Annotated in this window: 15 protein-coding genes; 12 read left to right on the top strand and 3 right to left on the bottom strand. The window is 73.4% G+C overall.

The genetic code is table 11. The features are described 5' to 3' along the window. Positions 1–68 precede the first annotated feature (68 nt). Both ACQP1P_RS43365 and ACQP1P_RS43360 read left to right on the top strand, forming a co-directional pair. Complete coding sequence (locus ACQP1P_RS43365) at positions 69–806, top strand: class I SAM-dependent methyltransferase (protein ID WP_433080528.1); 738 nt, start codon at positions 69–71, stop codon at positions 804–806. A gap of 52 nt (positions 807–858) precedes the next feature. Beyond that, complete coding sequence (locus ACQP1P_RS43360) at positions 859–2,829, top strand: thioredoxin domain-containing protein (RefSeq protein ID WP_433080526.1); 1,971 nt, start codon at positions 859–861, stop codon at positions 2,827–2,829. Positions 2,830–2,993: 164 nt separating this feature from the next. Here ACQP1P_RS43360 and ACQP1P_RS43355 read toward each other — a convergent pair whose 3' ends face one another. Next, positions 2,994–3,206: a hypothetical protein gene (locus tag ACQP1P_RS43355; RefSeq protein ID WP_433080524.1), complete on the bottom strand. Its 213-nt coding sequence runs from the start codon at positions 3,204–3,206 to the stop codon at positions 2,994–2,996. An 18-nt stretch (positions 3,207–3,224) separates the two neighbouring features. Between ACQP1P_RS43355 and ACQP1P_RS43350 the strand changes: the two genes are divergently transcribed. From ACQP1P_RS43350 to ACQP1P_RS43320, 7 genes are all read left to right on the top strand, one after another. Next, positions 3,225–3,794: a hypothetical protein gene (locus ACQP1P_RS43350; protein ID WP_350612035.1), complete on the top strand. Its 570-nt coding sequence runs from the start codon at positions 3,225–3,227 to the stop codon at positions 3,792–3,794. 195 nt (positions 3,795–3,989) lie between these two features. Continuing rightward, positions 3,990–5,120: a 5-(carboxyamino)imidazole ribonucleotide synthase gene (locus ACQP1P_RS43345; RefSeq protein ID WP_433080522.1), complete on the top strand. Its 1,131-nt coding sequence runs from the start codon at positions 3,990–3,992 to the stop codon at positions 5,118–5,120. Between the two features lie 29 nt (positions 5,121–5,149). Continuing rightward, complete coding sequence (gene purE, locus ACQP1P_RS43340) at positions 5,150–5,635, top strand: 5-(carboxyamino)imidazole ribonucleotide mutase (RefSeq protein ID WP_433090374.1); 486 nt, start codon at positions 5,150–5,152, stop codon at positions 5,633–5,635. A 55-nt stretch (positions 5,636–5,690) separates the two neighbouring features. Beyond that, on the top strand, positions 5,691–6,242 hold the full coding sequence (locus tag ACQP1P_RS43335) for an exonuclease domain-containing protein (RefSeq protein ID WP_433080520.1): 552 nt from the start codon (positions 5,691–5,693) through the stop codon (positions 6,240–6,242). A 38-nt stretch (positions 6,243–6,280) separates the two neighbouring features. Continuing rightward, on the top strand, positions 6,281–6,589 hold the full coding sequence (locus tag ACQP1P_RS43330) for a hypothetical protein (protein WP_433080518.1): 309 nt from the start codon (positions 6,281–6,283) through the stop codon (positions 6,587–6,589). Between the two features lie 104 nt (positions 6,590–6,693). Continuing rightward, a complete protein-coding gene (locus ACQP1P_RS43325; RefSeq protein WP_433080516.1) occupies positions 6,694–6,987 on the top strand; it encodes a hypothetical protein in 294 nt (97 codons plus the stop codon). Between the two features lie 48 nt (positions 6,988–7,035). Next, a complete protein-coding gene (locus ACQP1P_RS43320) occupies positions 7,036–7,437 on the top strand; it encodes a PPOX class F420-dependent oxidoreductase (RefSeq protein WP_433080514.1) in 402 nt (133 codons plus the stop codon). 202 nt (positions 7,438–7,639) lie between these two features. Here the strand turns inward: ACQP1P_RS43320 and ACQP1P_RS43315 are convergent, their stop codons facing one another. After that, positions 7,640–8,788, bottom strand: a complete 1,149-nt coding sequence (locus tag ACQP1P_RS43315; protein WP_433080512.1) for an acyl-CoA dehydrogenase family protein — start codon at positions 8,786–8,788, stop codon at positions 7,640–7,642. Between the two features lie 188 nt (positions 8,789–8,976). On the opposite strand from ACQP1P_RS43315, the gene ACQP1P_RS43310 reads away from it, so the two are divergent. After that, positions 8,977–10,398, top strand: coding sequence for a UDP-glucose dehydrogenase family protein (locus tag ACQP1P_RS43310; RefSeq protein ID WP_433080510.1), 1,422 nt, complete (start codon positions 8,977–8,979; stop codon positions 10,396–10,398). 126 nt (positions 10,399–10,524) lie between these two features. Next, positions 10,525–15,672, top strand: coding sequence for an SCO7613 C-terminal domain-containing membrane protein (locus ACQP1P_RS43305; protein WP_433080508.1), 5,148 nt, complete (start codon positions 10,525–10,527; stop codon positions 15,670–15,672). 7 nt (positions 15,673–15,679) lie between these two features. On the opposite strand, the gene ACQP1P_RS43300 is transcribed toward ACQP1P_RS43305, so the two are convergent. Then, positions 15,680–16,234, bottom strand: a complete 555-nt coding sequence (locus tag ACQP1P_RS43300) for a PadR family transcriptional regulator (protein ID WP_433080506.1) — start codon at positions 16,232–16,234, stop codon at positions 15,680–15,682. Positions 16,235–16,334: 100 nt separating this feature from the next. On the opposite strand from ACQP1P_RS43300, the gene ACQP1P_RS43295 reads away from it, so the two are divergent. Then, entirely contained in the window at positions 16,335–17,003 is a 669-nt protein-coding gene (locus ACQP1P_RS43295; RefSeq protein WP_433080504.1) for a VC0807 family protein, read from the top strand. Positions 17,004–17,055: the final 52 nt, after the last annotated feature.

Here is a 17,055-nt window from a genome sequence, read left to right as displayed (position 1 = left end):
ACAGTTCTAGAACAGTTGACTGTTCTAGAACTGTGGCACGAGGGGCGCGAGATGTCCAGACTGTTTCCGTGGCGCTCATCGACTACGACACCAGGGCCGCGGCCGCGTTCGCCGCCGGACGGCACCTCGACGACGACGCGCTGCGGGGGTGGCGCGAGCGCATCGCGCACTATGTGCGCCCCACCGCCGCGACGCGCCTGCTCGACCTCGGGGCCGGCACGGGTCATTGGATGTCGGCGTTCCGGCGGTGGTACGGCCTGACCCCCCTCGGCATCGAGCCGTCCGCCGCGATGCGCGCGATCGCGCCGGAGCCGATCCTCGGGGGCGACGCCGAGCGCATCCCGCTCCCGGACGGCGACGTGGACGCGGTCTGGCTCTCCACCGTCGTGCACCACCTCCCCGACCTGCCCGCCGCGGCCGCCGAGATCCGCCGCGTCCTGCGCCCCGGCGGCCTGGTGCTGATCCGCTCGGCGTTCGCGGGCCGCCCCGACGGCATCTCGCTGTTCACGCACTTCCCGGAGGCCGCGACCGCGATGGCCACGCGGTTTCCGTCCGCATTGGACGTTGCCCGCGGCTTCGGCACCGCCGGCTTCAGCGCCCTGGCCCTCGAACCCGTTCCCCAGCTGACGGCGCCGACCCTGGGCCACATCGTCGACACCTTCGACCGGGCGGCCCACACCCCGCTCATGCTGATCGGCGACGACGAGTACGCGCGCGGCCTGGCCCGGCTGCGGGCCGCCGACCCGACACGGCCCGTCGTCGACGCCCTCGACCTGCTCGTGCTGCGGGCCCCGGACCGGCCCTAGCGGCCCGGCGGATCGGTACATGTCCGCGACCCGCCTGGGTAGCCTGACGCACATGGCCAACCGTCTCGCCGGGGCGACCTCGCCCTACCTGCAGCAGCACAAGGACAACCCGGTCGACTGGTGGCAGTGGTCGCCCGAGGCGTTCGCCGAGGCGCGCCGCCGCGACGTGCCCGTGCTCATCTCGGTCGGGTACGCGGCGTGCCACTGGTGTCACGTGATGGCCCACGAGTCCTTCGAGCACGAGGGCGTGGCCAAGCTCGTCAACGAGCTGACCGTGCCGATCAAGGTCGACCGCGAGGAGCGGCCCGACGTCGACGCCGTCTACATGACCGCCACCCAGGCGATGAGCGGCCAGGGCGGCTGGCCGATGACGGTGTTCGCCACGCCTGACGGCGAGCCCTTCTACTGCGGGACCTACTTCCCGCGCGAGGCGTTCGCGAGCCTCGTCCAGGCCGTCGCCGCCGCCTGGCGCGACCAGCGCGAGGGCGTGCTGCAGCAGGGCGCCGCGGTGGTCGAGGCGATCCGCAAGGTGGCGGAGCGCCCGCCGTCCAACCCCATGGACGACGCGGTACTGCGCGCCGCCGCCGCCTCGCTCATGAAGTCCTACGACGCGCGGCACGGCGGCTTCGGCGGCGCGCCCAAGTTCCCGCCGCACATGGCGCTGCTGTTCCTCCTGCGGCACTACCAGCGCACGCGGGACGAGGCGATCCTCGACGCCGTCCGGCACACCTGCGAGCGGATGGCCCGCGGGGGCATGTACGACCAGCTCGCCGGGGGCTTCGCGCGGTACGCCGTCGACGGCACCTGGACCGTGCCGCACTTCGAGAAGATGCTCTACGACAACGCGATGCTGCTGCGGGTCTACACGCACCTCGACCGCATCGCCGGCAGCGCGACCGGCCGCCGGGTCGCCCACGAGCTCGTCGCGTTCCTCTCGCAGGAGCTGCACGACGGGCACGGCTTCATCTCCGCGCTGGACGCCGACGCGGACGGCGAGGAGGGCCTCACCTACGTCTGGACCCCGGCCCAGCTCGACGAGGTGCTCGGGGAGATCGACGGGGCGTGGGCGCGGTACCTGCTGCAGGTCACGCCGGAAGGCACCTTCGAGCACGGCTCGTCGGTGCTGCAGCTGCCCGAGGACCCGGGCAACGCCGAGCGCTGGCACGACATCCGCACCCGGCTGCTGGCGGCCCGCACGATCCGGCCCCAGCCCGCCCGCGACGGCAAGGTGGTCGCGGCCTGGAACGGCCTGGCGATCACCGGGCTGGTCGAGTTCGGGAAGGCGTACGGCGACCCGGACGCGATCGCGCTGGCCGTCGAGACCGCCGAGTTCCTGGCCGGCACGCATCTCGTCGGCGGCCGCCTGCGCCGGGTCTCCCGCGACGGCGTGGTGGGTGAGCCGGCGGGCGTGCTCGAAGACTACGGCGCGGTCGCCGAGGCGTTCTGCGCCGTGCACCAGGCGACGGGAGACGGCCGCTGGCTCGACCTGGCCCGGCAGCTGCTCGACGTGGCGCTCCAGCACTTCCGCGACCCGGACTCCGGGGGCTTCTTCGACACCGCCGACGACGCCGAGGCCCTCGTGGCCCGCCCGGCCGACATCACCGACAACGCCACGCCGGCCGGGCTCTCCGCGGTGTGCGCGGCGCTCGTGACGTTCGCGGCGCTGACGGCGGAGACGACCTACCGGGAGGCGGCCGAGCGCGCCCTCGCGACGGTCTCCGTCGTGGCGGCCACGCACGGGCGGTTCACGGGCTACGCCTGCGCCGCGGGGGAGGCGCTGCACTCGGGGCCGTTCGAGATCGCCATCGCCACCGCCGACCCGTCGGACCCGCTCGTCGCGGCGGCGTGGTGGCACGCCCCGCCCGGCGCCGTGGTGGTCTCCGGCTCGCCCGATCAGCCCGGGGTGCCGCTGCTGTCGGACCGGCCCCTGCGCGGCGGGCTGGCGACGGCGTACGTCTGCCGCGGGTTCGTGTGCGACGCGCCGGTCACCGCGCTGGAGGATCTGGTCGCCAAGCTCGCCTGATGGGGGTCGTCGGGTCGTTGATCGGGACGACGTGACGGCTGGTGGCCCCCCATTTTGGCCAGCACCCGGACGCTGAAATCCTTGGCGCCCGGGTGCTCGCGGAGTTCGGCGACGCGATCGGCCGCTACCACAGCGCCAAAGCCCGAAAAACTACGCCGGGACGATCACCCCGGCAATCCGGCGAAACCCGAACCGTCCACGGCCGCTTCGTGCACAACAAGCACCTCATCGGCGCCCTGCACCGCCAACATCCTCCACAGCCAACGCCGCAGGGTCGCGAAATATCCGGCTCGTACCTCACCGGATATTTCGGACTTATCGCCATTCAACGGTATTCCGCTGGCAGCGTAGCGCTCACGGTTGGCCGACTGCTGCAACGGTGTAATCGTGTAATCATGATGATGCGACGAGGAGACGCCCCCTGGGGGCGGGGCGGTGGGCCGCGCAGCGAGCCCCCGCCCGCCGACGACGCCACCGCCTGGATCGGCGGGGCGCTGCCGGAGAGCTGGTTCCAAGGTCCGGCCGAGGTGACCATCGACCGCGACGAGATCCTGATCGTGGGCCGCCTCAGCGCGCCGGCCCTGGCCGAGGACGCGAGCGACGCCGACCGGGCCGCCGCCGAGCAGGGGCGGATCGCGGGCTTCCGTGAGACGACCCGCGACCAGCGGATCGGCATCGCCCAGCAGCTCGAGCGGCGCTACCGCCGCAAGGTCTCCTGGGGCGTGCAGGTCGGCGAGGCCCGGGAGCTGTTCACCACGCACTCGGCGCCGGTGATGACCCGCCTGCGCCAGGCCGAGCGGCAGGTGCTCGACACGCTGGTCGACTCGGGCGTGGCGCGGTCGCGGTCCGAGGCGCTCGCGTGGTGCGTGGCGCTCGTCGGGCAGCACGCCGACACGTGGCTGACCGAGCTCCGGCAGGCCATGGAGTCCGTGGACGAGCTGCGCAAACGCGGTCCGGCGGTCTAGCTCCACGGTTGCGCCGCGCGGTCCTTCCCGGGCAAGTCGGACATGCCCGAGCGCCGCGCGGCGCGGCCCGGAGCACCGCCACGAATGCGATATTCCTATCGTCAGGGTATAAATCCGATATGTCGCGGCGCGCCAGCGCCCGACATATCGTCCCTCCACCGAGCCCGAAAATCGGAACGATAGGCTGGCCAGCCTATGGACACCCGAACCGGACTTCCCGTCGTCGGCATGGTGGGCGGCGGCCAGCTGGCCCGGATGACCCACCAGGCGGCGATCGCCCTCGGCCAGTCGCTGCGCGTGCTCGCCGTCTCGCCCGACGACGGCGCCGCACTCGTCGCCGCCGACGTGCGGATCGGCCGCCACGACGACATCGACGCGCTGCGCGAGTTCGCCAAGGGCTGCGACGTGGTCACCTTCGACCACGAGCACGTGCCCGGCGACCTCATCCGGCAGCTGGCGAGCGAGGGCTTCACCCTGCTGCCGGGCGCCGAGGCGCTGCACTTCGCCCAGAACAAGCGGGCCATGCGCGAGCACCTCGGCGGGCTCGGGTTTCCGATGCCGCGCTGGACCGGCGGCGACGTCCAGGCCTTCGGCGACGAGGTCGGCTGGCCGGTGATCGTGAAGACGGTGACCGGCGGCTACGACGGGCGGGGCGTGTTCGTCGCGCACTCGATGGCCGACGTGCCGCCCGGCGTCGAGGTGATCGCCGAGGAGATGGTGCCGCTCAAGCGCGAGCTGGCCGCGGTCGTCGCGCGCTCGCCGCTCGGGCAGGTCGCGGCCTACCCGGTCGTGGAGACCGTCCAGGAGGGCGGGATCTGCGTGGAGGTGCTGGCGCCCGCCCCCGGACTCGACGAGGACCTCGCGATCGCCGCCCAGCGGCTCGCCATCGACATCGCCACCGGGCTCGGCGTGGTCGGCGTGCTCGCCGTCGAGCTGTTCGAGACGACCGACGGGCGCCTGCTCATCAACGAGCTCGCGATGCGGCCGCACAACTCCGCGCACTGGACCATCGAGGGCGCGCGCACCTCGCAGTTCGAGCAGCACCTGCGGGCCGTGCTCGACTACCCGATGGGCGACACGCGGCTCACCGCGCCGGCCGTGGTCATGGCCAACGTGCTCGGCGGCGAGCCGGGCGGGATGTCCATCGACGAGCGCCTGCACCACCTGTTCGCCGAGGAGCCCGGGGCCAAGGTCCACCTCTACGGCAAGCAGGTCCGCCCCGGCCGCAAGATCGGGCACGTGACGGTGCTCGGCGACGACCTGGAAGACTGCCGTCGACGGGCTCGCAAGGCCGCCCGCATTCTTGAGGAGGGGTACCAGCATTGAGCGCGCCAGTGATCGAGGTCGGGGTCATCATGGGCAGCGACTCCGACTGGCCGGTCATGCGGCTCGCGGCCGAGGCCCTCGACGAGTTCGGCATCGGCTACGAGGTCCGCGTCGTCTCGGCGCACCGCACCCCGCACCTGATGCTCGACTACGCGGGTGAGGCCGTGGCCCGGGGCCTGAAGGTCATCATCGCGGGCGCGGGCGGGGCCGCTCACCTGCCGGGCATGGTCGCCTCGGCCACGCCGCTGCCGGTGATCGGCGTGCCGGTACCGCTGAAGTATCTCGACGGCCTCGACTCCCTGATGTCGATCGTGCAGATGCCGGCCGGCATCCCGGTCGCCACCGTGTCCATCGGCGGCGCGCGCAACGCCGGTCTGCTCGCCGTGCGCATCCTCGCCGCCGCGAACCCGGAGCTGCTGGCCAAGGTCCGCGACTTCCAGGAGTCCCTGCGGGCCCTGGTCGCGGAGAAGGACGCCGCGCTGTCGGCGTCGCTGATCGAGCCCGCCGCCGAGTAGGGCCACCGCGTAATCCGCAGGCGCGGCCGGGGTGGTCGCGCCTACCCTCGGCGGCATGGGACGGCTGCTCAATGTGATCGACGTCGAGGCGACGTGCTGGGCCGGGCCGCCGCCCGCCGGGCAGGTCAACGAGATCATCGAGGTCGGGGTCTGCGTCGTGGACCTCGACGCGGGGGAGCGCGTCGGCCGCGACCGGATCATGGTGCGGCCCGCCCGATCGGCCGTCAGCGCGTTCTGCACCGAGCTGACCGGCATCACCCCCGACGAGGCCGCGGCCGGGCTCTCGTTCGCCGAGGCGTGCGAGCGCCTGCGCACCGTGCACCGCAGCGACTCGCGGCCCTGGGCGAGCTGGGGCGACTACGACCGCAAGCAGTTCGAGCGGCAATGTCAGGGGCGGCAGCGGTACCCCTTCGGCGCCGACCACACCAACGCGAAGGCCGTCTTCGCCGACGCCCACGGCATGCGCAGGCAGGGCATGGCCGGCGCCCTGCGGACGGCGGGCCTGCCCCTCGAGGGGCGGCACCACAACGGCGCGGACGACGCCTGGAACATCGCCGCGCTCGTGCTGCACCTGGTCGAGCGCGGCCAATGGGCCCGCATCGCCTGATCGGCGCAACTCTTTGTCTGTTTCTTCCGTTATCGGAGGTGTTGGTTCGGGCGGACGAGGGCGGGCACGGCATGACGGCGCACCAGGGCGGCAGGCTCCACCGGTGGACGGCGCGGGCCCTGGTCGGCGGCGCCGCCGTGGCCTCCGCGCTCGCGTTCGGCTCCGCGGCCGCCGCGCCGCCCCGGACCGTTCCCGGCGCCGAGCCGGCCCGCGTGGTGAGCGGTGTCGTCGTCGCCGGGGTGGCCTCGGTGACCCTGCTGCTGCTCCTCGCGGGCACGATCCTCGTCGTGACGCCGCGCTTGATTCGTCTCGTGCGAATCATCAACGCCCGCCGTCAGGTGCGCTGATCTGCGGCGGAAAAGGTCGGGCGTTTCGAACTTCGATCGGTGACCCCACGCAGCCGTGGCGTAGCGGTAGAGTGACCGCGTCGCGTTGACGGTGAGGGGGATCGATGTCCGATTACTCGGCGGTCGGCGGGGTCGGGTCGTTCGAGTGGAGCCGGCGGGACAGCGCGCGCTACGACGCCGCGCTCGAGGCCGTCGAGGAGGCGATCGCCTGCTACGCGCGCCTGCGCAACCGGGCCGTCGCGAGCGGCAACGACGCCGAGGGCGAGCGGCTGCTGGCCGAGCAGGCGGCCTGCATCACCGAGCAGCGGCTCCTGCGGCCCGACGACACCGCGGCCGTGGCCCGGATCCTCGCCGAATACCCGGCGCTCATCGCGTGGCTCCGCGACCGCATCGGCTAGGCCACGACCTGGGCCCGCGCCCGGGCGCGGGATCGTACGGTGGGAGACGTGACACTTCCTGAGTCTCTGCAGCGGCTGCTCGCCCAGCCCAACCCGGCCGTCATCGCGACCGTGCGCCAGGACGGGCAGCCCGTCTCGGTGGCCACCTGGTACCTCTTCGAGGACGGCCGCATCGTCGTGAACATGGACGCCGGGCGCAAGCGCCTCGCCTACCTGCGCCAAGAGCCCCGCGTCAGCCTGACGGTGCTGGACAAGGAGAACTGGTACACCCACGTCTCCGTCACCGGCACCGTCACCGAGATCAAGGACGACCCGGAGCTCGCGGACATCGACCGCATCGCCACGCACTACACCGGCAAGCCCTACGCGAACCGGGAGCACCCGCGGACGACGGCGATCATCGACATCGCCTCGTGGCACGTCTGGCCGCCCCACGCGCTCGACCAGTAGGGGACCGCTGGAGCGGGTCGGCGCGCCCGCCGGCCGCGTCGACATCACGGTCCATGCGCACCCGTCTTGGCCCTGTCTGTAACGCGGATGTTAATTCCAGACTTGACACAAGACGCAAATAGATAGATGGTCGTCGTAGCAGTACTGCAGAGGCCGGTCCCGGTCGCGCCGCCGAGCGCCGGGGCCGGCCTCTCGCGATCGGTCAGGCCTGCAGCAGCTGGCGCGCCATGACGATGCGCTGGACCTGGTTCGTGCCCTCGTAGATCTGCGTGATCTTCGCGTCGCGCATCATGCGCTCCAGCGGGAAGTCCTTCGTGTAGCCGTAGCCGCCGAGCAGCTGCACCGCGTCCGTCGTGATGGACATGGCCGCGTCCGAGGCGAAGCACTTCGCCGCCGCGCCGAAATACGTCAGATCCGCGTCGCCGCGCTCCGACTTCGCCGCCGCGGCGTAGGTCAGCTGGCGCGCGGCCTCCAGCTTCATGCCCATGTCGGCCAGCATGAACTGGATGCCCTGGAAGTCCGCGATGGGCTTGCCGAACTGCTTGCGCTCCTGGACGTAGCCGAGCGCGAAGTCCAGCGCCCCCTGCGCGATGCCCAGGGCCTGCGCCGCGATCGTCACGCGCGTGTGGTCCAGGGTGCGCATCGCGGTGCCGAAGCCGGTGCCGGGCGCGCCGATGATGCGGTCGGCCGGGATGCGGACGTTGTCGAGGTAGACCTCGCGGGTGGGGCTGCCCTTGATGCCGAGCTTCTTCTCGGGTGCGCCGAAGCTCACGCCGGCGTCGGACTTCTCGACCACGAAGGCGCTGATGCCGCGCGAGCGCGCGGCGGGATCGGTGACGGCGAAGACGGTGTAGTACTCGCTCACCCCGGCGTTGGTGATCCAGCGCTTGACCCCGTTGAGGACCCAGGTGTCGCCTTCCAGCACCGCGCGGGTCTTCATCCCGGCCGCGTCGCTGCCGGCGTCGGGCTCCGACAGGCAGTAGGAGAACATCGCGTCGCCGCGGGCCACCGCCGGCAGGTAGCGCTGCTTCAGCGACTCGGAGCCGGCCAGCAGCAGCGGCATGGTGCCGAGCTTGTTCACGGCCGGGATGAGCGAGGACGAGGCGCAGGCCCGCGCGACCTCCTCGATCACGATCGCGGTGGCGAGCGCGTCGGCTCCCGCGCCGCCATAGGAGACCGGAATGTGCGGCGCGTGGAAGTCGGATGCACGCAGCGCGTCGTACGACGCCTGAGGGAACTCGCTGGATTCGTCCGCAGCCGCCGCGTTCGGTGCAACCTTGCCGTCACAGACCGCGCGCACCGCCTCACGCACGGCGATGTGCTCCTCGGGCAGCGAATACACCTCGAACACGGCAAACCCCCTCGTCACAGCGCTCCTGAACCCGCGTTCAGCAGCCCGCCGCTGTGAGCATACCGACGGGTAATGAAATGGCCGGAGGCACGGTATCGTTCGAGGGTCTATCCTCGCCGTGGCGACGTCGGCCCGATCCCACCAGGTGAGGGTCGGCCGAGCAGACCTCGATCGAGCGGAGACAAGGCGTGACCATCGCGTACCCCAGCACCCCACCTGTCGTAGCCCCGCCCTCCGGTTCGGCGCGGCCCCGGCTGACCTTCCTGGGCACCGGATATCTCGGCGCGACGTACGCAATCTGCTTCGCGGAACTCGGTTACGAGGTGATCGGCTTCGACATCGACGAGGCCAAGATCGCCAAGCTCGCGGGCGGCGACGTGCCGTTCCACGAGCCCGGCCTGGACGAGCTGCTGCGCAAGAACCTCTCGGCCGGCCGGCTGCGGTTCTCCACCTCCTACGAGGAGGTCGCCGAGTTCGGGGACATCCACTTCATCTGCGTCGGGACCCCCCAGCGCGCCGACGGCATGGCCGCGGACCTCTCCCACGTCGAGAGCGCCGTCTCCAACCTCGCGCCGCACCTGACCCGCAAGGCGCTCATCGTCGGCAAGTCGACCGTCCCGGTCGGCACCGCCGAGTGGATCGAGCAGCTCGTCGCCCGGCACTCGACCGTCGACCTCGGCGTCGAGGTGGCCTGGAGCCCCGAGTTCCTGCAGGAGGGCGTGGCCGTCGAGGACGTGCTGCGGCCCAACCGCGTCATCTTCGGCGTCAAGTCCGAGTGGGCGACCGGCATGCTCTACGCGGCCCACAAGGGCGTCTTCGACCTCGCCGTCACCGAGGACCGCGAGGTCCCGGTCGTGGTCACCGACTTCGCCACCGCCGAGCTCGTGAAGGTCGCGGCCAACGCGTTCCTGGCCACCAAGATCTCCTTCATCAACGCGATGGCCGAGGTCTGCGAGGCGGCCGGCGCCGACGTCACCCAGCTGGCCCGCTCCATCGGCTACGACGCCCGCATCGGCAACAAGTTCCTGCGCGCCGGCGTCGGCTTCGGCGGCGGCTGCCTGCCCAAGGACATCCGCGCGTTCCAGGCCCGCGCCCAGGAGCTCGGCGTCGGCGAGGCGCTGCGGTTCCTGCACGAGGTCGACCTGATCAACCAGCGCCGCCGGCAGAAGATCGTCCAGCTCTCCGCCGAGCTGCTCGGCCGCGGCTACGGCCCGGCCGGCCCGGACCTGGCCGGCACCAAGATCACGGTGCTGGGCGCGACCTTCAAGCCCAACTCCGACGACGTGCGCGACTCGCCGGCCCTCTCGGTCGTGCGCAAGCTCGCCCGCTCCGGCGCCGAGGTCACGGTCTACGACCCGGAGGGCATGGAGCAGGCCCGGGCCGAGGTCGGCGACGTCGCCTACGCCAAGACGCTCACCGACGCCGTCACCGGCTCCGACCTCGTGTGCGTGCTCACGGAGTGGGAAGAGTTCCGCAACACCGACCCGCAGTCCCTCTCGCCGCTCGTCTCCGCGAAGAAGGTCATCGACGGCCGGAACTGCCTCGACCAGGCGGTCTGGGTCGCGGCCGGCTGGGAGTACCGCGGCATGGGGCGCCCGGTCGTTTCATAGAGAACCTCCCGAACGGGCGCATCGCTTTCGTCGCCCGGCGAAACAAGGCATTCTTCCCAGTAGGGCGTGAACGGCCGGGGCACCGCACCGCGGAGTCCCGGCCGAGAGCACCGGGGGAGGAGTGGCGTGGAGACGTATCCGTGCCCGGCGTGTGGTGGGCCGGCCAGCGAGGCCACCGGCTGCCGTTCGTGCGGCCGGCCGCACGATCCGGACGCGGCGGCGCTCGCGATGTTCCAGCGGACCGTCGCGGCGCTGGAGCAGAAGAAGCGGGATCTCACCGAAAACACCCAGATGCTGCGCAAGCAGCTCGCGCACACCTCCGCCCAGCGCGACAGCCTCCGGCGCAAGGTCCGCGCGGCCGTCGACGCCGAGCGCGCCGCCCAGGAGGCCAAGGCCAAGCGCCCGCTCCTGGGCCGCCAGCGCGAGTCCGTCCCGCCCGCGGCGACCCCGGCGAGCGCGCCCGCGGAGCCGGTGGCCGTCACGACGAGCACGACGACGACTTCCAACACGAGTTCCAGCACGAGTTCCAATACGAGTTCCAGCACGACTTCGACCGCGACCCTGCCGCCGAGCCAGCAGCGCTTCTCGCCGCGCGCGCCGCGCGCGGTCGAGAGCGGGCACGTGCCCGCGGCCGGCGGGCCCCGCATCGCGCCGCTCAACGCGCCTCCGCCGCCGCGCCGGCCGAGCGGCGGGCAGAAGAGCCTCCCGCCCGGTGACCAGCCCGAGGCCACCGAGAGCAGCATGCAGGCGTCGGTCCTGGCGCTCGGCGGCCTGCTGCTGGCCGGCGCCGCGATCGTGCTCACCCTCGACGCGTTCGGCAGCATCGGCACCGTCGGCCGGGTGCTGTCCCTGGCCGTCATCACCGCGATCGCCCTGGCCCTGCCGCTCGTGCTGGTCAAGCGCGGGCTGAGCGCGACCGCGGAGACCGTCGCGTCCGTCGCCCTGCTGCTCGTGCTGCTCGACGGCTACGTGGTGCGCTCGGAGAAGCTGCTGGGCGCGGACCGGCCCCAGTTCAGCACCTATCTGGGTCTCGTCTGTCTGCTCACGGCCGGGGTCGCCGCCGTGTACAGCATGCAGAGCCACCTCATCGCCTCCCGCTACGCGACGCTGCTGGCCCTGCAGCCGGTCCTGCCGCTGCTGTTCTACGACGCGATCCACGGCCCGACCGGCTGGGCGATCGCGCTGTCGGGCGTGGCGCTGATCGACCTCGGCTTCGCCGTCGCGCTCAAGCAGTCGATCCAGCGCCGGATCGACGCGCACCACGAGGACGCCGCCGCCGAGGACGAGCTCGCCCACACCGGCCGCACCAACCGCATCGCCGACGGGCTCATGCGCGATCTGGCCTGGATCCTCTTCGCCGTGGCCACCGGCGTCGCGCTGCTGGCCGCCGCGGTCGGGCTGGCCGTCACCGACGAGCGCGTCCCCACCCTGCAGGCCGCCGCGGCCATGCTCGTGGCCGCCGCGCTCGGCGTCGGCGGCGCGCTGACCTGGCGCCGCGGGACGCTGCCCGACATCGCCGCGGGCGTGGCCACCGGCGCGGTCATCGTGGCCATCGCGCGGGTCGGCGCCGTCTGGCTGCCCGGCTCCACCCCGCTCTTCCTCGCGCTCGCGGTGACCGTCGCGGCCGCGGGGGTGCCGTTCCTGCCCGAGGACGCCCGCCGGGGGCCGCGCTACGCCGTGTCGGTCGCGGCCGCCGGGGCCACCCTGCTGGTGCTGGTGCGGGCCTTCCCCGGGATCGTCGCGCCGCTGCGGGCCGCGTGGCCGGTGTGGAAGTCGGATCTGGGGGCGTACGAGGACCGCATCCACGCCGCCGTCGGGCCGGAGGGCTGGCAGTACGTCATCGCCATCCTGCTGCTCACGGGCGCCTGCATCCTCATGCTCAGCGGGCGCACCGACCCGGTGGCGGTCCGGCTGCGCGACAACGTGGGTCCCGAGGTGCCCCCCGACGAGCTGCGGACCGACATCGCGGTCGTCGGCGCGGCCCTGACCCTGCTCGTCGCGCCCGCCGCGCTCGGCCTGAGCTGGCTGGCGATCCCGGCCCTGGCGGTCAGCGCCGCCGTCGTGATCGGCGCCCTGGCCCTGCGCGTGCGCGCCCCGCACACCGCGTGGGTCTGCCTCGGCGCCGCGCTCCTGCTCGGCCTCTACGCCGCCGCGGCCGCCCTGATCCGCCCGGGCGCGACCGCGCTCACCCTGACCGCGATCGCCGTCGCCGGGGCCGCGATCGCCTGGCTACCCCGCCCGCACCAGACCGACGGCGACCGGCTCGCGGTCACCCAGCGGGTCGCCGACGCCGCGGCCGGGGGCGCGCTCTTCGCCCTGCCTGGCGCGGCCGCGTCCGGTGCCGCCATCGTCTTCGGCGGCCTGCCGGGCGGCGCGACCGTCGTGCTGGTGCTGAGCTTCCTCGCGCTCGCGGTCAGCCTCGGCGTGGCCGCCCTGATCCAGGTCGCCCGGGACCGCGCGGGCGCCGAGCCCAGCGTGCCGCTGCTGGTCGGGGCCACCGCCGGCGCCGTCGCGGTCGGCCTCGCCACGGTCATCGCGCCCGGCGCGACCACCATCGACTTCGTCATCGGCCTGCTCATGCTCGTCGCCGCGGTGATGCTGTGGGCGGCGCCGCGGATGGACGACCGGCACACCTTCGGCGTCGAGTTCTCCGGCTCCGACGCGGCCGCCGCGGCGGTCACCATCGCCGCCATCGGCGCCCTGGCCCGGGCCGTGTCCCTGGCCGCCTCCGGCATCGAGGTCGTGGTCCTCGCCGTGCTCGTGTTCCTCGTCGCGGTCGCGGCCCGCTCGTCGCTGCCGGAGGAGTGGCGGCGGGGCCCGGTCGCGGGCGCGGCCATGGTCGGCCTCGGCACCGGCCTCTACGCCGGTGCGCTGTCGATGATCGGCGCGATCGGGGTGATCCGGGCGGCCGACCCCATGTGGCACGCCCCACTGGACGCCCGCTGGGCGCAGACCGCGCACGGGCTGGCGGAGTTCGGCTGGCAGATCCCGATCGCCCTGCTGCTGCTCGCCGGGGCGGCCGCGATCGCGCTGCCGCAGCCGTACGGCGACGACACCGCCTCGGCCGCCCTCGTGCTCGCCACCCTGGGCGCGCCGGTCGGGCTGGGCCTGGGCTGGTCGGCGCCGATGGTCATCGGCTGGGCCGCGGCCACCGGCGTCGCCGTGTGGGCCTCCTTCGCCCGCAGCTGGCGCGGGGTCTACACGCGCCTCGGCGCCGCCCTCGTCGCCGGGCTCTACGCGGCCGGAGCGAGCCTCGTGCGCCCGGGCGCGACCGCGGGCACCCTGGCCGCGCTCGGCATCAGCGGCGCCTTCGTCGCCGCCCTGGCCCGCGCGGTCGCCCTGCGGCGCGCGGCCGAGGACACGCGCGCCCGTGATCCGCACGAGGACGGCGAGGACGACGTCGACGGGGGCCCGCTGACCGTCGTCGGCGGAGCCGGGGTCGCGGGCGCCCTGTTCGCGTTCACCGGTGCGGCCGCGGCCATGGTCGGCAGCCTGTACCCGGACCGGCCCAGCACCATCCTCATCGCCGCGCTCGCGACCGCCGCCGTGGGCCTCGCCGCCGCCGCGGCCGGGGCGCAGCAGGCGCCCGGATACATGCCCTACGTCAGCACCGGCGTCGCGGTCGCGGCGACCACGACGGCCCTCGCGGCGCTCGTGGTCCAGCGCGACGGCGCGGTCGTCTACGCCGCGGCCGCCGCGTTGCTCGGGGTGCTCGCGGAGCTGCTGCGGGCGAACTGGTACCGGCCCGCCGAACCCGAGCTCGGGCGCTTCCGGCCCGACCGCGCCGGCCGCGCCGGCCGCCCGAGGGTGCGCGCCGGCGAGCAGCGCATCCCGCGCAACTTCGCGATCGGCGTCGCGGCCGCCGCCGGCATCCCGGCCGCGATCGTCGTGGTGTTCATCGCGCCCGCGCTGTTCGCCGCGCTCGCCGGGCCGTACCGCTGGCTCCAGCAGCCGTGGACCGGCACCCCGGAGACCGCGGCGCATCTGGGGTCGCTGGCGCAGTACGCCGGCAACAGCACCCACGTGCTGGGCGCCTTCCTGCTCACCGTCGCCGCCGCCCTGATGGCCGTGGGCCTGGGCGGCGACGGGCAGGCGATGGCCAACCGGGCCGTGGCGATCGTGGTGCCCGGCGCGGCCCTGACGCTGCTCATCGCCCCGGCCGCGCTCGACGCGCCGTGGCCGGTGCAGCCGACGCTGGCGCTGCTGGTGGCTACCATCGCCGGCCTGGGCCTGGCCCTCACGCTCCCGCCGAGCTCGGACAGCCCCGACGCGCGGCTCATGACCGGCGCCCGGCGGCTGGTGTTCGTCATCGCGGTGCTGGCCGCGGGCGCGGGCGGCGCCGGGAGCCTGGCCACCCGCAGCCAGACGCTGACCTGGCTGGCCGGCTCCGTGGTGGTCGGCGCGATCGGCGGCATCTGGGGCAAGACCGCGACCGCGCGGATGCTCGGCTGGAACGTGGCCGCCTCGACCGCCGAGGGCTTCGCGGTGGCCGCCGGGCTCGCGGCCGGCCTGAACCTGAAGCAATGCGCGTTCCCGCTGCTGATCGTGGCGACCGCGTTGCTGGTGCTCGGCGCGGCCCTGCCCCGGCTGCGGCCCAGCGACAGCATCAACCGGGAGGCGATGACGGTCGAGGCGGCCGGGTACGCCGGCGCCGCGATCGCGGTGCTGCTGACCCTCGGCTCCTGGGCCCACACCGCGGCCGCGCTGACGGCCGTCGGGGCGATTCTGGGCCTGTCGGCGGCGCGCAAGGGCCGCAGCCCGCGCCAGCGCACGACCCTCATCGTGGCCGCGTCCATCGCCGAGCTGCTGGCGATCTGGCTGCTGCTCATGACCGTGCAGGTCGCGGTCCCGGAGGCCTACACGATCCCGTTCGCCGCCCTCGCCCTCATCACCGGCCTGATCGAGATCCGCAACCGGCCGGAGCTGGGCAGCTGGCTCGCCTACGGGCCGGCGCTCGTGGCCGGCTTCGGCCCGAGTCTCGCGATCGCCGTGGCCCAGCCCGACTCGCCCGAGCTGCGCCAGGTGCTGCTGATCCTGGCCGGCGTCATCTGCGTGGCCATCGGCGCGGCCCGGCAGCAGAAGGCCCCGGTCGCGGTCGGCGCCGCGGTGACGGTGATCGCGACGGTGAACGAGCTGTTCCGCATCGGCCTGCCGTTCTGGATGATGCTGCTGCTGTTCACGGGCACCGGCGTGCTGCTGATCAGCCTGGGCGCCACCTACGAGCAGCGGCAGCGGCTGGACCGGCTGCGGGGCGTCTACCGCGGGATGCGCTGAACGGGGGTCAGACCGTGCCGCCGGGCGAGCCGGCGGCGCCCTGGTCCATCTGCTCGACGACCCAGCGGGCCCAGTCGCGCTGCAGGGCGAAATATCGCCGGCCGAACTCCGCGGCGTAGCGCGCGTAGCCCTGCGCGTGCCCCGCCTCGGCCGCCCCGTCCAGCTCCTTGATGACGCGGTCGAGCTCGGCGACCCGCGCGTCGCTGGTGCCCGCCATCCGATCGACGAGCACCTTGACGTCGGGCACCTCCAGCGAGGAGAGCATGAACAGGCGCAGCACGAACTCGTTGCGCGGCGGGGTCTCCCCGAGCGGGCTGAACATCCACCGGCGCAGCTCCTCGCGGCCGGCCTCGGTGACGCCGTAGACCTTGCTGCCCCGCGACCCCTCGTCCACGACCTCGATCAGCCCGTCGGCGAGCATGCGCTTGAGCTCGGGGTAGATCTGGCTGTGCCCGGCGTTCCACGCGTGCGACGACAGCGTGACCTCGAAGCGCTTGGTCAGGTCGTAGCCGTTCTGCGGGGTGTCGCAGAGCAGGCCCAGCAGGGCGTGGCGGAGGGACATGACCGAAGCCTAACCTGTCGAAACCGACATGTCGACCATGACATGACGGCCACAACATGTTCGCGTTGACATGTCTGAGTCGACATGTCAGAGTCGACACATGGCTGACGACGAGCGCCCGACGAGCACGACCCCCGGATTCCTGGCCATCCTCAAGTCCCTGCTGTGGGACGTCGGCCTGTCGCTGGCCGCCTACTTCGTCGCCCACTGGCTGGGCGCGAGCGACTACGTGGCCCTGCTCTGCGGCTCCCTCGCGGCGCTGGCCCGGATCCTCTGGGTCGCGGCCCGGGCCCGCCGCTTCGACGTCTTCGCCGCCGTGATGCTCGGCGTGTTCCTGGTCGGCCTCGGCCTGTCGTTCCTGACCGGCTCGCCGAAGTTCCTGCTGATCAAGGAGTCCTTCGGCACCGGCATCTCCGGGCTCGCCTTCGTGGTGTCCTGCTTCGTCGGCCGCCCGCTGATCTACCACGCCGCGCTGCGCATGCAGGAGGGCGACCCGGCGAAGGCGGCCGAGTTCGAGCAGAAGTGGCGGGACCTGCCCGGCTTCCGGCGCAGCTTCCGCGTCATGTCCGCGGCCTGGGGCGCCGGGCTGCTCTTCGACGCGGTCGTGCGCGTCCCGCTGGTGCTGGCCCTGCCCACGTCGGCCGCGGTCACCGCCTCCACCGTGCTGTTCATCGCCACGATGGTGATCCTGGCGGCCTGGCAGGTCCGATACGTCCGGCGCGCCCAGGCCCGCGCGGCCGCGGCGGAGGCCGCCGTCAGGCCGGCGTGACCCCGGGCGCGCCCTGAGGTCCGCGTAACGGCGGCTCAGCTTGCCCGGGACC

The sequence above is a fragment of the Dactylosporangium sp. CA-052675 genome, from assembly GCF_050947935.1.
Classification (GTDB): Bacteria; Actinomycetota; Actinomycetes; order Mycobacteriales; family Micromonosporaceae; genus Dactylosporangium.
Note: the sequence above shows the minus strand (reverse complement) of the source record. Positions and strands in the feature narration are given on the sequence as shown.

What these genes read in the sequence shown, in the direction of transcription:
- ACQP1P_RS43360 (WP_433080526.1), top strand. Translation starts at nt 859, where the DNA reads ATGGCCAACCGTCTCGCCGGGGCGACCTCGCCCTACCTGCAGCAGCAC.
- purE (WP_433090374.1), top strand. Translation starts at nt 5,150, where the DNA reads ATGGGCAGCGACTCCGACTGGCCGGTCATGCGGCTCGCGGCCGAGGCC.
- ACQP1P_RS43350 (WP_350612035.1), top strand. Translation starts at nt 3,225, where the DNA reads ATGATGATGCGACGAGGAGACGCCCCCTGGGGGCGGGGCGGTGGGCCG.
- ACQP1P_RS43335 (WP_433080520.1), top strand. Translation starts at nt 5,691, where the DNA reads ATGGGACGGCTGCTCAATGTGATCGACGTCGAGGCGACGTGCTGGGCC.
- ACQP1P_RS43300 (WP_433080506.1), bottom strand. Translation starts at nt 16,234, where the DNA reads ATGTCCCTCCGCCACGCCCTGCTGGGCCTGCTCTGCGACACCCCGCAG.
- ACQP1P_RS43325 (WP_433080516.1), top strand. Translation starts at nt 6,694, where the DNA reads ATGTCCGATTACTCGGCGGTCGGCGGGGTCGGGTCGTTCGAGTGGAGC.
- ACQP1P_RS43345 (WP_433080522.1), top strand. Translation starts at nt 3,990, where the DNA reads ATGGACACCCGAACCGGACTTCCCGTCGTCGGCATGGTGGGCGGCGGC.
- ACQP1P_RS43295 (WP_433080504.1), top strand. Translation starts at nt 16,335, where the DNA reads ATGGCTGACGACGAGCGCCCGACGAGCACGACCCCCGGATTCCTGGCC.